Source organism: Tissierella pigra (genome assembly GCF_009695605.1).
Lineage (GTDB): Bacteria > Bacillota > Clostridia > Tissierellales > Tissierellaceae > Tissierella > Tissierella pigra.
In genome coordinates, this window is sequence record NZ_VUNQ01000006.1 from 68,594 (window position 1) to 82,962 (window position 14,369).

General features: G+C 30.4%; 10 protein-coding genes, 1 other RNA gene and 1 other annotated feature. Of the genes, 3 read left to right on the plus strand and 8 right to left on the minus strand.

Translation table 11 applies throughout. The features are described 5' to 3' along the window. Positions 1-3: 3 nt before the first annotated feature. Both FYJ83_RS04370 and FYJ83_RS04375 read left to right on the plus strand, forming a co-directional pair. On the plus strand, positions 4-1,056 hold the full coding sequence (locus FYJ83_RS04370) for a DUF58 domain-containing protein (RefSeq protein ID WP_195837916.1): 1,053 nt from the start codon (positions 4-6) through the stop codon (positions 1,054-1,056). Then, on the plus strand, positions 1,049-3,307 hold the full coding sequence (locus FYJ83_RS04375) for a transglutaminase-like domain-containing protein (RefSeq protein WP_154439127.1): 2,259 nt from the start codon (positions 1,049-1,051) through the stop codon (positions 3,305-3,307). The genes FYJ83_RS04370 and FYJ83_RS04375 overlap by 8 nt, the downstream gene beginning before the upstream one ends. A gap of 296 nt (positions 3,308-3,603) precedes the next feature. Here FYJ83_RS04375 and argS read toward each other — a convergent pair whose 3' ends face one another. From argS to FYJ83_RS04390, 3 genes are all read right to left on the minus strand, one after another. Then, positions 3,604-5,367, minus strand: a complete 1,764-nt coding sequence (argS, locus tag FYJ83_RS04380) for an arginine--tRNA ligase (protein WP_154439128.1) — start codon at positions 5,365-5,367, stop codon at positions 3,604-3,606. A 96-nt stretch (positions 5,368-5,463) separates the two neighbouring features. Then, positions 5,464-5,669: a binding site (T-box leader), on the minus strand. A 164-nt stretch (positions 5,670-5,833) separates the two neighbouring features. After that, entirely contained in the window at positions 5,834-6,499 is a 666-nt protein-coding gene (locus tag FYJ83_RS04385) for a DUF4276 family protein (RefSeq protein WP_154439129.1), read from the minus strand. Next, positions 6,496-7,587, minus strand: coding sequence for an AAA family ATPase (locus FYJ83_RS04390; protein WP_216585004.1), 1,092 nt, complete (start codon positions 7,585-7,587; stop codon positions 6,496-6,498). Before FYJ83_RS04390 ends, FYJ83_RS04385 begins: the two co-directional genes overlap by 4 nt. A gap of 120 nt (positions 7,588-7,707) precedes the next feature. Between FYJ83_RS04390 and FYJ83_RS04395 the strand changes: the two genes are divergently transcribed. Further along, positions 7,708-8,112, plus strand: coding sequence for an LAGLIDADG family homing endonuclease (locus FYJ83_RS04395; RefSeq protein ID WP_154439130.1), 405 nt, complete (start codon positions 7,708-7,710; stop codon positions 8,110-8,112). Between the two features lie 339 nt (positions 8,113-8,451). On the opposite strand, the gene ssrA is transcribed toward FYJ83_RS04395, so the two are convergent. The 5 genes from ssrA to FYJ83_RS04420 all read right to left on the minus strand — a co-directional run bounded on the left by ssrA (position 8,452) and on the right by FYJ83_RS04420 (position 14,298). Then, positions 8,452-8,779, minus strand: a transfer-messenger RNA (tmRNA) gene (gene ssrA / locus FYJ83_RS04400). Positions 8,780-8,840: 61 nt separating this feature from the next. Beyond that, on the minus strand, positions 8,841-9,305 hold the full coding sequence (smpB, locus tag FYJ83_RS04405) for an SsrA-binding protein SmpB (RefSeq protein WP_154439131.1): 465 nt from the start codon (positions 9,303-9,305) through the stop codon (positions 8,841-8,843). A gap of 64 nt (positions 9,306-9,369) precedes the next feature. Next, positions 9,370-11,481, minus strand: coding sequence for a ribonuclease R (rnr, locus tag FYJ83_RS04410; protein ID WP_154439132.1), 2,112 nt, complete (start codon positions 11,479-11,481; stop codon positions 9,370-9,372). A gap of 118 nt (positions 11,482-11,599) precedes the next feature. Further along, positions 11,600-12,763, minus strand: coding sequence for a D-alanine--D-alanine ligase family protein (locus FYJ83_RS04415; RefSeq protein WP_326828298.1), 1,164 nt, complete (start codon positions 12,761-12,763; stop codon positions 11,600-11,602). 20 nt (positions 12,764-12,783) lie between these two features. After that, positions 12,784-14,298, minus strand: coding sequence for a UDP-N-acetylmuramoyl-tripeptide--D-alanyl-D-alanine ligase (locus FYJ83_RS04420; protein WP_154439133.1), 1,515 nt, complete (start codon positions 14,296-14,298; stop codon positions 12,784-12,786). Positions 14,299-14,369 lie beyond the last annotated feature (71 nt).

Genomic DNA, 14,369 nt, shown 5'->3' on the forward strand with positions numbered 1-14,369 from the left:
AGGTTGAAAGGTTCTATAGAGATTCCAAGGGAATCTCTATTCACCGGTGAAGTAATCAATATAAATTATCAGGTAGAAAACAACAGTATTCTTCCAATACCCTATTTAGAAATTCAGTCTAATATTTCAAAACAATTAACAGGAACTAATTCTCCTAAAGTAACATTAGCACTGGAAAAAAAGGAATCCTATAACAGTGGTGAATCTGTAGTCCTAAAAAGAAGGGGATATTACCAGTTTGGAGAAATAGAGGTAACAGTTGAAGATGTCTTTGGATTTTATTCTTTCACGAAAAAAATTACTACTCCTGCCTCTCTACTAGTCTATCCCGAAACTATTATTCTTTCTACTTTCAAGATAACTGCCAGCCATCAGTCTGGGGAACTTCTAGTGCAGACCTCAGACTTCCAAGATAAAAGCAGAATTGCTTCTTTAAGAGAATATAAGGAAGGTGATTCTGTTAAAGCCATTCATTGGAAATTGTCGGCAAAAAAAGATATTCCTATAATTAAAGACTATGAAAACCGAGGAGATACAAATGTTATTATTTTCTTAGACAATGAGTCAAAACTATTTAAAGGCGATATAGATCGTCGCCTTGAAGATAAATCAGTAGATGCTGCTCTTAGCATAGTAAATTATTGTTTAAGTCAAAACATAGAAGTGAATTTAGAAACTCAAAATAATCAAACTCAAATAGAATTAAAAGGTCAACAAACTTCTGACTTAAAACCTTTTTTGGAAACCTTAGCTAGATTTAGAGGTAACGGGGCTCTTGAGTTTAAATCTATTCTTATGTCAAAGGTGGAAACTTTAAATAAAGGTTCAACAGTTATAATTATTACTCCTAACCTAGATAAGACCATGGGTGCACAAGGAATCCAGTTGAAAATGAAAAATCTTAATCCTTTGTTTATAACTATAACTGACTTAGGTAACAAGACAGGATATATTGATCAGATGGTTATGAAAAGATTAAAACAGGAAGGAATTTCTACATATATATTAGATTATAATACTAGTATTAAAGAAGTATTGGAGGTTTATCATGGATAAAATATCTAATAAAAGTGAAAATCTGATAATTAACCTGTTATATGCTTCTTTTGTATTTTCTCTAGTGTATCTTTTTGGCTTGGGAATAGGACTAAAAATAAATATTATGCTACAAGTATTAATAGTATTTCTAGGAAGTATGATGGTTAAATTCTTTCTTCTAAATCCACTAATCCTATATGGAATTATAGCTATTAGCTCTATAATAACTATTTTAATACACCGTTTTGCTGCTCCCATTTTATTTACCATTGTAGAAAGAGTCCTTTATTTATCTAAAAACATAATAGCTAACTTCCGAGGAAAAGAAAATATTGCATCAGATAATATACTATTATTCTGGGGAATACTTATAATTTTAGTGTCACTTTTTACTGCATTTATCTTGTTTAGAGGCAAAACTATTTATCTATTGCTTCCTATTTATATAAGTACTTTCCTTTACTATTGGTACAACTTTTTTAATCAAGCATATTGGATGATTTCCATATTTTTAATAGCTTTTTTTATTCTTATGGGATTAGATAAATATTCTAAGAAAAAGATACAAAACCTTTATGCTCCATGGCTCAAAACATTAACTAACTATAGTATATTAATTGTTTTTATAGCTTTGCTATTGCCCAAAAATTACAACTATATTGAATGGTTTTGGTTGCAGCAAAAAGTTTATACTGCATTTCCTTTTGTTGAAAATTTACGCTCCTATGATAAATATACTCGAAAATCAGGAGAGGCAATTTTATTTGATTTCTCTACTACAGGTTTTCAAAGCAAAATTTCAAAGTTAGGAGGTCCAGTAAATTTAAGTAACAAAAAAATTATGACTGTATATGCAGATGATAGCATTTATCTTAGAGGGAATGTGAAACATGTATATACTGGGGATTCTTGGGATTCCATACTGAAACCTTTATATGATTATAAGTTAGGGGAAGATTTTAGTAAGCTTACTTATAAAGAACAACAATATTTTTATAAAGAAGAACATATTATAATAACCAACAATGATTTTGCATCAACTACTCTTTTTAGTCCCTACAAACCAAGTAAAGTTAATTTCAAGGATAATCATATATTAAAAGTAAATAATGATGATGTTATTATTTTCCCAAATGGAGTTTATGATAGGGAAAGTTACACTATTGAAATCCAAAAACCTCTTCCCTATGGAATTCTTGTCTCCACTGGAATGGAAAATAAGAAGACGTATCTGCCCGATTTGAATATATATCTTCAAATTCCAAATGAAAAAATAACTGAACGAATAAGAAATCTAGTAAACGAAATTGTAAAGGATGCAGAAAATGACTTTGGAAAGGCAGTAGCTATTGAGAATTATCTTAGAACTAATTATAAATATAGCTTAGATGTGAAATATGTACCAGAACATCGAGAATTTGTAGACTATTTCTTATTTGAAGAAAAAAGGGGTTACTGCACTTATTATGCAACATCTATGGCTGTAATGCTTCGCCTAGCAGAAATACCAAGCAGGTATATAGAAGGCTATTTAGCTAAAGACCTTATTGAAGATGGTATATATGAAGTGAAACATGAAAATGCTCATGCATGGGTAGAAGCATTTATTGAACCAGTTGGTTGGATGACCTTTGAGCCTACACCGGCTTATCCTGTAGAATCTAGATTAGAAAATTATCAGCTAAATGAATCTCATAAGAATATGGAGTTAAATGAATCTAGGGAAAATATTAGAACTCATAGAAATGATATTGATGGTCAAATTATTGATAGTGACCAAATTGCTATGGATGAAATGAAACCAAACTATGAGGAAAACTACGAAGATACATCTACTGGTTTACCAAGTAATACTATTGGCTTATTTATAGTCCTTTTATTATTAATTATCCCTCTAAAATCTTTAGTAGGATTATTACAATATAGCTATGGCGAAGCTAAAGCTAAAAAGTTGTCCAATAATAAAAGAGTTATTTATCTATATCAGCAAATTCTAAGACTTAAAGAATTGATGGGTTGTCCACAGCTATATGGAGAAACTCACTATGAATATGCAAATCGTATTGCGTATAAGTTCCATTCCTATGATGACATAGGAATAAAAGAAATTACAGAAATTTTTGTAAAAAGTAAGTATAGTAACTCTATTTCTTCAGATGAAAACGTATTGAAATTGGAAATGTATAGAAAGACTATGGAGAAACGACTTAAAAATTATTTGGGTAAAATGAGATATTACTATCAGAAATATGTGAAAGGAATATATTGATTTTAGTATTTTTAATCATATCCTTACTAGGTATAATTTATTAACCATAGAGTTACCAAGAATTTCTTGATATTAGCTTGCTTTCATAAAACTTCGTTATAAACTTCATACTATTCTTAATAAAGAATACGTTTAAATGGATTATCGAAATCTAACTTTATAAAATTGCCAGAAGATATTAATCTAGCTAAATACTTTAACAGGGAAGCCAGCTTGGACTTCCCTGCTTGATATTTTACTATACTTTTTAGCCTGTTCATTATCTATAAATCTTTATTCAATTCTGACTTTGTTATTTACATTCTATCAGGCACTTCAATTCCAAGTAAATCTAGAGAAGTTTCTAAAATATTCTTTGTTAAGGTAATAAGACTTAACCAAGAGTTTTTCTTCTCAATATTTTCCTCACTTATAATTTTATTTTCATGATAAAATTTGTTGAATAGATTAGATAGATCATAAATATATTCACATAATTTGTTTGGCGCCTTTTCCAAGAAACTAAACTCTATCACCTCATTAAATTTTGAAAGCTTTAGCATTAAATCTCTTTCACTCTGGCTATAGGGTTCACATATTACATCTATATTATTCATCTTTTCCTCACTAGCTTTTCTCAAAATAGATTTAATTCTTACAGTGGTATATAAAATATATGGTCCTGTATTTCCTTCAAAATATGAGAATTTTTCCATGTCAAATATATAGTCTTTAGTAACCTGATTAGATAAATCACCATATTTTAATGCAGACAGTCCGACTTTTCTTGCTATATCATATATTTCAGATTCACTAAAACCCTTATTGTCATCAAGTTTACTCACTACATTATCTTGAATTATTCTAATCAAATCTTGTAGCCTCATAACACCGCCTTCTCTAGTTTTAAAAGGTCTCCCATCTTTACCATTCATTGTTCCAAAGCCAATAAAATCAAAGGATAGATTTTCATTTACAATTCTTGTTTTTTTGGCACATCTAAAAACTTGTTCAAAATGTAGTCCCTGTCTTTTATCAACAACATATATTATCTGATCCGGATTATAATCCTTTACTCTTTGCCAAATAGTAGCAAGGTCAGTAGTACTATATAGTATAGCTCCATCTGATTTTAATATTATTATCGGTGGAATGGTATAAGTATCAGTTTCCTTAGCAACATCTATAACCAATGCCCCTTCACTTTTATGGGTATAGTTGTTTTCTTCTAGATAATTTACCATTTCATTAATATATTTCTGACTATCACTTTCACCCATCCAGAGATCGAACTCTACATTTAAAGCGCTATAATTTCTCTTCAAATCCTCTACAGAAACATTTAAAATATGTTTCCAAAGTGCTATATATCCTTTTCTCCCACTTTGCAATTCGAAAGTAGCCTTTCTAGCTTCTTCCATTGCTTCAATATTGCTTTTCGCTAAGGAGCTTGCTGCTGGATATATTTCTTCAAGTTCATCTATTGTAAAAGGAGCCTCCTCAGGATATTCACCTTTATAACTCTCAACAAAATAAGGTAGCTCGGGCATACGCCTTCTAATCTCAGATATTACCATTCCTATTTGCAAACCCCAATCACCTAAATGAACATCACCTATGACATTATGCCCTAGAAATCTAGAAATTCTCTTTATTGCTTCACCAATAATTGCAGCTCTAAGGTGACCAACATGAAGGGGTTTTGCAACATTTGCTCCGCCATAATCTACTATGATTGTCATAGGTTTTGCTGGCTTAGAACAACCATATTTCTTATCTTTACTCATATCATTTAGGTAATCGGCTAAGAAGTTATCCTTTATATTTATGTTTATAAAACCAGGTCCCGCAGAAAAAACATCTTTAAAAACATTAGTATTTTTCAATATTTCTAATATCTCATTAGCAATTTGTATAGGTGACTTCTTATACTTCTTAGATGCAGGTAGAGCTCCATTACATTGAAATTGACATAAATCAGGACGATTGGATATAGTAACATTACCAAAATTTCTTTCATATCCACATTGCTCAAAAGCATCTTCAACTATCCTACTTAATATTTTAATTAATTTTTCCATGGCTTCCCTCCTTAAATTTAACTATATTAGATGTTTCAGTAAATTGGATTATTACTATAACATCAAAATATACATAAATAAAAAAACCGCCTCATAAACTGAGACGGGTTTAAATCCGCGGTACCACTCAAATTGACATAAGTCCACTTAAATACTTTAACGCAGTTAACGTATTATCCTCGCAATTGCTCAGACATCTTCTCCGAGGCTCTCTTCACCATAAGCTTTCTTACAAGACTCTCACTCTGTTCTTGTTCGCTGTTAGAAACTCAAATGATTACTTTCCTCTTCCTAGAATTTCTAATTTTATTAATTATTGTTGATTTTATATTATACATTACGAAAAGTCAATGAAAGATTTTTTAGTAGTAATCATAGTATGCTTTTTTTAATAACACAATATTCTAGTCTGTATACAAACCATAATAAACTCGTATAATTCTTTTACTTAAAATCATGCTCATTTTCAATCCTCATTAACCAATTTACATAGCTTGTCTATCCATTTCCCAAAATGATGACATTCCTTTAGAATACAATCTATTCCAATATTAATTGCTATATTGATTCCATCAATAATCTTATCATAATTATCAAATATTTTTACTACTCTTTTTGATGGGGCTGTACTTACTCCATCATTTATATGTTCAGGAGTTTCATTTTCTTCCCTTATCTTAACAATCTCTTCAATTCTTCTTGTATCAGAATCACAATATGAAAAACATTCAGGATTTGAAAATAATAGTCCTTCAAATTCATGTAATATTATATTAGGCATAAAATTCTCAAGAGCTATATCTTCATACATTTGCCCTTCAACATAGCATACTTTTTCATATATATCTTTTCCAATTGGTTCTTTACGTCCAGGAACATCTAATGGTAGTGCATAATAATCTAACATTGTAGTTACAAATGCAGCTTTATCACTTTTACATAATATCTCAACTTCACTTTTAATTTTATTATAACTAGATATACCACCTTTATATTTCTTTGTTGGAGTTCTTTTAGTAGCTAAAATTATAGGTATTACTATTATTCCTTTGCTAGATAAATATCCAGAAAGTAATTCATTTACAAACCGTTCTTCTGTTTGCCCTTCGCATAAAATAAATAATCTTATCATTTGGCAGGTCTCCCCCCCAAAAGATTCTTATTCCATAATTCACCTAATGTATATTCATTTTCAAGCCATATTTCTAATTCTTTTTCATTTAGCCGATTAAATGTAGAGTTATTTTCTTCTCTATTAACTACTACAATATCTTCAACATCAAATTGATTTAATAATTCTACAGATTGGGTTGAAATAATTATTTGTTTCTTCTTTGATGCAGATTTTATAAGGGATGCAAGTATAGTAATTGCATATGGATGTAACCCGAGTTCTGGCTCATCAATTAGTATTGTTTCTGACATTAACCTAGGTGGCTGAAGCAATAAAGTAGCAAGGCAAATAAAACGCAAAGTACCATCTGATAGCTGCGAAGCTGTAAATGGTATATCATTATCTATTCCTTTCCATTCAAGCTGAATCCTATCTCCTTTTAATGGATTTGGTCGAAGAATGAAATCATCAAAAAACGGTGCTACCAATCTAATTGTCTTAACAATTTTTTCATAATGTTGACTTTCTGTTTCTTTTAGCATATATAAAAAAGCAGCTAAATTACGTGCATCTGTAGCAAAGCTGATATTATCATTTATACCGTGCTCCCGCTTTATAAGTGCTGTATCACTAGTATCATGGAAATGATAGACCCTCCATTTTTGTTCTTTTAAAATAGGCATTACATAATTGTCTATGCCTGTATCCGTGCCTTTTTTCCATCTTGATTCAAGGTAACCACTACCTAAATATTTCTTACCAGATATTTCCCAATAAAACCATTCTTCTTCAAACATTAGTTTATTATCTTTTGTAGGCACTAAAATAAATCCATATCCATTATCTCCAAATTTAAAATCTACAAATAATTGTTCTGTTGTTTTACTACCAAAGTGTAGGATAGAATCAACTCCACCTTGACTAGTAACATAGTACTCTAATTTATTATCAATAATATGCTGTAACATTTTAAATAAAGAAATAAAATTTGATTTACCGGCACCATTGCAACCAATAAACACATTTAACATATCAAGACCTAAATTACATTCTTTAATGGACTTATATCCCTTTATCTGAACTTTAGTTATTTGCTTATCATTCACTATCAGCCACCTCACTTGAATATCAATATAAATTAAATTATATCATAAACCCTATTTAACTACCATAAAATGGATTCATAATAATATTATATATTAAAATAAAATAGAATATTTGCTATTATGCCCATTTATTATATAATTAAAACGACAAATACTGAGAAAGCTTATATAGCTGGTATAATAGATGGAGAAGGTAGTATTGTGCTTACTAGATTTCATAAAAATCAATATCATTCTCCATGTATTTCAATTTCTTCTACTGACCTAGAGCTATTAGAATGGATTAAAAATACTATAAAGTCTGGTAAAATTACTACTAAAAAAAATTATAATAAAGAAAGACATAAGAATTCCTATACATATACAATAATATATGACGAAGCTATACAACTCTTACAAAATATCGAACCTTATTTAGTAATAGAGAAGAAAAAAGCTAGGGCAAGACATATTATTTCTAAGTACAAAGAAGTTACTTTGAGAAATGGTAGATATAATAATGAACAAAAAATAGCAAAAGAATAATTTTATTTAGATTTCATGGAATTATAAAACCCTTGATTAAGTTACTTAATCAAGGGTTTTGTAATTATGTATGGTGGAGGCGGTGGGACATGTTATCCAATAGTTTCCTAAAGGCACTGACTATATCTTAAACTTTTCTCAAAGTTCCTTGGCGTATTATGGAAATTATTATAGTTTTTCTCTTCCATCCTAGTACTGCATATCATAAGACTTAGCAGCCTATAAGTCGATACAGGGCTGTTGGATTTCTCCACATACCCCTCGGTATTAGCATTTTAAAGCCTTCACCGATAAAGCCAAGTTTTCACCTATGGATTACCCCATAGGGCGACTCCTACTTGAATCGAACCCACGTCCGAAAACACTTCCACAAGAGCTTCTCCGAGTGCAGTCAGTAATTTAACATTCCCTCTACTTGACCCTTACTGACAAGGTTCAAGTTTCAGTAGCTTCATAGATTCCGTCCTTAGGTCAAAGCTTTCCTAAGTGCGGTGCCCCACTAGATTGACGTTCTATCCTTAGCCGTGGGTTACTTAGGTAGAACGAGCAGCTTAATTAAGCTGCAAATGCGTAATTATCGTTTGCGTTTAATTTATTTTGCCACTTTTAACGTTGCTTGGCGACAACGACTCGCTACTCCTGATTCCACATCCCCGTCGAAACCAAATTCGCCCCCATATTTAATTTTGCTTAACTATTGTAACAAATTAATAGTATTATGTCAACTGTTATTGGTATTTCTCAGAACTATGCTGCTGCATTCTTCTTTCAGCATCTTTCTTAGCTATATCATCTCTTTTATCATAAAGTTTCTTACCCTTGGCAGTTGCCAACTCTACTTTTACTAGACCATCTTTTATATACACGGATAAGGGAACTAATGTATAGCCTTTTTGTGTTATGGCAACCATTAGTTTCCTTATCTCTCTTCTGTGAAGTAATAGTTTTCTTTTCCTAAGGGGATCAACATTATATATATTTCCTTGTTCATAAGGACTTATATGGAGATTGTTTATAAATACTTCTCCTTGTTCTATAGATGCGTAACTATCTTTTATATTTAATTTTCCTTGTCTTATGGATTTAACCTCTGTTCCTGTCAGCACTAATCCTGTTTCTATAGTCTCTTCTATAAAATATTCATATCTTGCTTTTCGATTAGTTGCAACTACATTGGTTCCCTTTTTCTTCATATTATCACCACATTATAATTTCTTGTAATTAAGTTTAACAAATATCCATGGTGATGTCAATGTTCTATATCAATTCAAAGTCGATATTTCTAGTCATTACATTAGCATCTATGACTCTTATTTTAATTATATCTCCTAATCTATAGATTCTATTAGTTCTTTCACCAATTATATAATATTTTTCTTCATCAAAATGATAATAATCATCTAACATATTATTAAAATGCACTAGACCTTCAATTGTATTCTCTAGTTGTACAAACATTCCAAAGCTAGTTAAAGATGATACTATTCCTTCAAACTCTTCCCCAATATGTCTTGTCATATATTGAGCTTTTTTCATATCTTCAACTTCTCTTTCAGCCTCTTCTGCTCGTCTCTCTGTCATTGAAGTATGTTCTGCTATTTCAGGTAAAGTTACTTCAAGTTTTTGCTGGACTTGATGATTTAGTTTTCCATGTAAATATGATTTTATTATTCTGTGAATTACAAGGTCTGGATATCTTCTAATTGGTGCTGTAAAGTGAGAATAATACTGTGCTGCAAGACCAAAATGAATTCCTGGTTCACTGCTATATACTGCTTTTTTAAGAGATCTTAACATAAGGGTATTTATCAAGGTTTCCTCTTTTTTTCCTTTTACTTCTCTCGTTAGTAACTGAAGCTCCTTAGGATGAATTTCATTTTGCCCCTTTAGAGTGTATCCGAAATTGTGTATTAATTTACTAAAGGATGCTATCTTTTCAGGTGAAGGCTCTTCGTGTGTCCTATATAAAAATGGAGTTTGAGACCAAAAAAATCTTTCTGCCACAGTTTCATTACATACTAGCATAAACTCTTCTATTAATCTGTTGGCTATTCTTCTATCTTCTTTTTTTATTTCCACTGGTACTCCTTTTTCATCTAAGATAATCTTAGTTTCTGGAAATTCAAAGTCTATACTTCCTCTTCTCTCTCTTTTTTCATATAGAATATGACATAGTTCTTCCATTAGTTTCAGATCATCTGCTACATTAACCAATTTTTTCTTAGCTTCCTCATCATCATTTTCTAAGAAGTCAGAAACATCATCATATACTAGTCTTTGTTTGCTATTGATTAGTCCTTCAACTATTTCGTGGTCAACTACTTTACCTTTTTTATCTATTTCCATCATTACAGATAAAGTTAATCTATCTACATTAGGATTTAAGGAGCATATTCCATTGGAAAGTTCCTTTGGCAGCATTGGAATTACTCTATCTATTAAATATACTGAATTACCTCTTTGAAATGCTTCCTTGTCTAAAACTGCCCTTTCCTTAACATAGTGAGCAACATCTGCAATATGGACTCCAAGATAATAATTTCCATTATCTTTTTTCTCAATTGATACAGCGTCATCTATATCCTTTGCATCTATTCCATCTATGGTAAAGGTATTTAAATGTCTCAAATCTACTCTTCTTGCTGCCTCATCTTTTTCTACTTCTTGAGGAATTCTTTCTGCAATTTCTTGTACTCTGTTGGGAAACTCCTCTGGTAAGTTAAAATGTCTGATAATAGACAAAATATCTGTACCTTTTTCATCTAAGTATCCAAGGACTTCTATTACTTTACCCTCTGGATTTCTCCTTGGTTCTGGCCACTGTGTTATTTCTATAACTACTTTTTGACTAGTTTTAGCCTTCATAGTCTTAGCCTTTGGAATATATATATCATATCCAATTTTACGATCATCAGGTACAACAAATCCAAAGTTTCTATTATCCTCAAAAGTTCCTACAATAGTTTTGTTTCCTCTTTCAAGAATCCTAATTATTTCTCCTTCTTCTCTACGTTGTCCCTCTTGTCTCTTTGTAAGATTAGCAATTACTCTATCTCCGTGCATAGCTCCATTCATATTTTCAGCGGGAATAAATATATCTTGCCTTATTTTATCCTTAGATACAACAAATCCAAATCCTCTTTCATGTCCTTCTAAAATACCAGCTACTAAATAGTCATTATCTATTAATCCATATCTTTCATTTTTCGCTTTTATAATTATTCCTTCTTTTTCTAAGCCTTGCAATATATTATAAAAGTCTTCTAATTCTCTACGTCCTATATCAAAATGAACTGCTAGTTCTTCTTTTAACATGGGACTATATTTTTTTTCTTCCATAAATTCAATAATTATTTCTCTAATGCTCATTTCTATTCCTCCCTTTGGAGTATTCTATATTTTTCTTTACTTTTAGTATTTACCCTTTTTCCAATAATAATCCACTTTATATTATATAATTAAAGATTAAGGGTGAGCTTTGCTCACCCTACTTAATTTTAGAACCAAAACTAGTTCTATTTAATAAATTTGCTTCATAAGAGTATATATTATCTTTCTTCTCTTTATGAACCTTAATTGCAATATTTATTAATTCATCTATTAATTTAGTGAAAGAATAATTCTTTCCTTCCCATAAGTAAAATGCAATGGAGCCTGGTAAAGTATTTATTTCATTTATAAACACTTTATTATTTTGGTCTAATAAGAAATCAATTCTTGAGACTCCTCTGCCATCTATAGTTATAAATGCCTTTTTAGCCAATTCTTCTATTTCTACTCTAATTTCTTCATCAATATCAGCAGGTATTATTCTTCTTTCTCCACTGACTTTTCCACCTTTTTCATTGCTTTTTACATATTTATCTTCAAAAGTTAAAATTTCTTCCCAACCAATAGGTTCTTCACATAAAGAAGTTATAACCTCTTCATCAAATCCCATTACAGCACAGTTTATTTCTCTTAAATTTTCTACTGCTTTTTCTATGATTATCTTTCTATCATATTTAATTGCTATTTCTATGGCTAATATAAGTCCATCTCTATCTTTAGCTTTGGTAATTCCTATACTTGAGCCTAAATTAGCAGGTTTAACAAACATAGGATAAGATAATTTTTTTTCAACTTGGTTTATAACCAGCTCTTTATCTTTTAACCATTTTGATCTATAAAACCAAGTATAATCAACTATAGGTAAGTTATTTGCTTTATAGACATCTTTCATTAAGACCTTATCCATTCCCACACTTGAACCCAATACCCCACAGCCTACATACGGAATATCCATAAGTTCAAATATACCCTGTACAGTACCATCCTCACCATTCATTCCATGAAATGCAGGAAGGGCTATATCTATTTTATCTATTATTTTTTTACCAAATAAACCTACTATTTCAGGATGGGCATATACATTGTTATCTTCATAGTTAGGAGATAGTATTATTTCCTTTGTATCCTTAAATTTTCCATCTTTATAATTCTTAAAATCTAATAAACTACTACCAGTTAGCCATTTTCCTTCTTTACTTACATATATAGGCACTACTTCATATTTGGTTTTATCTATATTTTCTATTATTTGCATACCTGTAATTACAGATACTTCATGTTCTGCACTTCTACCCCCAAAAAATACACCGATTTTCTTCACATAGAGGACCTCCTTATATATTATTCACTATAGTTATCTGGCAAATCATTTTCAAATAAGACAATGTCCTTTGGTCTTGCTATCTTTTGAATATATCCTGTTGCCTCATCTAATGTATTTACAATAAATATATTATCCTTACTATAGTTTACTTCCATTAATCCTTCGAATATTGGCTTTGTTCTACTTTGTCCTACTAATATTACATAATCACAAACTTTTCCTATATTTATACCAAACTCTTTATTAGCAGCCTTTTCCATAGCACCTAGTTCTACCATTCCTGGAGTCACTATTATTTTTCTGCCTTCTTTAAACTGAGATAATACTTCTAAAGCAGCCTTAGCTCCTATGGGATTAGAGTTAAAGGCATCATCTATAATTATGATTCCTGTCCCTGGATTCATTATATTTAATCTATGAGGTATTGGTTCTATTTTTCTTATTCCTTCTTTAATTTCCTCAAAAGATAAACCTAAAACCTTTCCCACTGCCACTCCTGCTAAAACATTATATATATTATGTTTGCCTAATAACTTAGTAGTGCATCTTATAGAGTTACCATCTTTATCCTTGACAGTAAAAGTAGAACCCAGTTCTGACACTTCTATATCTTCAGCATATAAGTCTAATTGTTCTATATTTTCAAATCCATAAAGTATCTTTTCTTTGAAAGTCTTATCTGCTAGTTTTTTAATATGTTCATTATCATAGTTAAATATTGCTACACCATCTGGTGGTAATTCTTCTATTAGCTCATACTTTGTCTTCATTATATTATCAATATTTTTGAAAGTTTCCATATGGGTGGGTCCAATAGAAGTAAGAACACCTATTTTAGGCTGAACCAATTCAGAGACTTCTTTTATATCTCCTATATTTCTTGCTCCTAACTCTGCAATAAATACTTCATGTTCTTCTGTTAAATCATTGTTTATTACCTTTGATAAACCCATAGGAGTATTATATGATTCTGGAGTATTTAATACCTTGAATTTTTCACCTAATATAGTCCCCAGTATAAACTTTGTACTGGTTTTTCCAAAGCTTCCTGTAATTCCTACTATATTTAAATCTTTTCTATTTTTTATCCTTTCTTGAGCTTCTTCGTAAAATTTCATATTGATTTTTCTTTCCATGGGACTGATTATTTTATTTACTGCCAAGAACATTAAAGGTTGTAGGTAATAAAGTATCCCAATTAGAATTACTAATATAATTGAATTTAGAGCAATAAATAAATTAGAAAGCTCACGTAATATACTGACTTTAAATATAAAATACAAGATAAATATACTATTTGCCACTAAATTAGCTGTATATAGCCTCTTAGCCCTATTTGTAAATACTAATGGTTTTTTGGTATCACCAGTGTTGTTTTTCCAAGAAAATGCCTTTTTCTTATTGTTATTTATCCATTTTTCAAATTGCTCTGAATTATACCCCTCAAGCTGCATCATATGTAATAAATATTTTGATCTGTTTCCTATTAAAACTATAGCAATAATACCTATAACAATAAATATAATTAACATAAAAACACCCCACTATATTGTGAATAGTTATTCTTTCTTAACTATTCGCTATTTTAAGCTCTTTACTATAT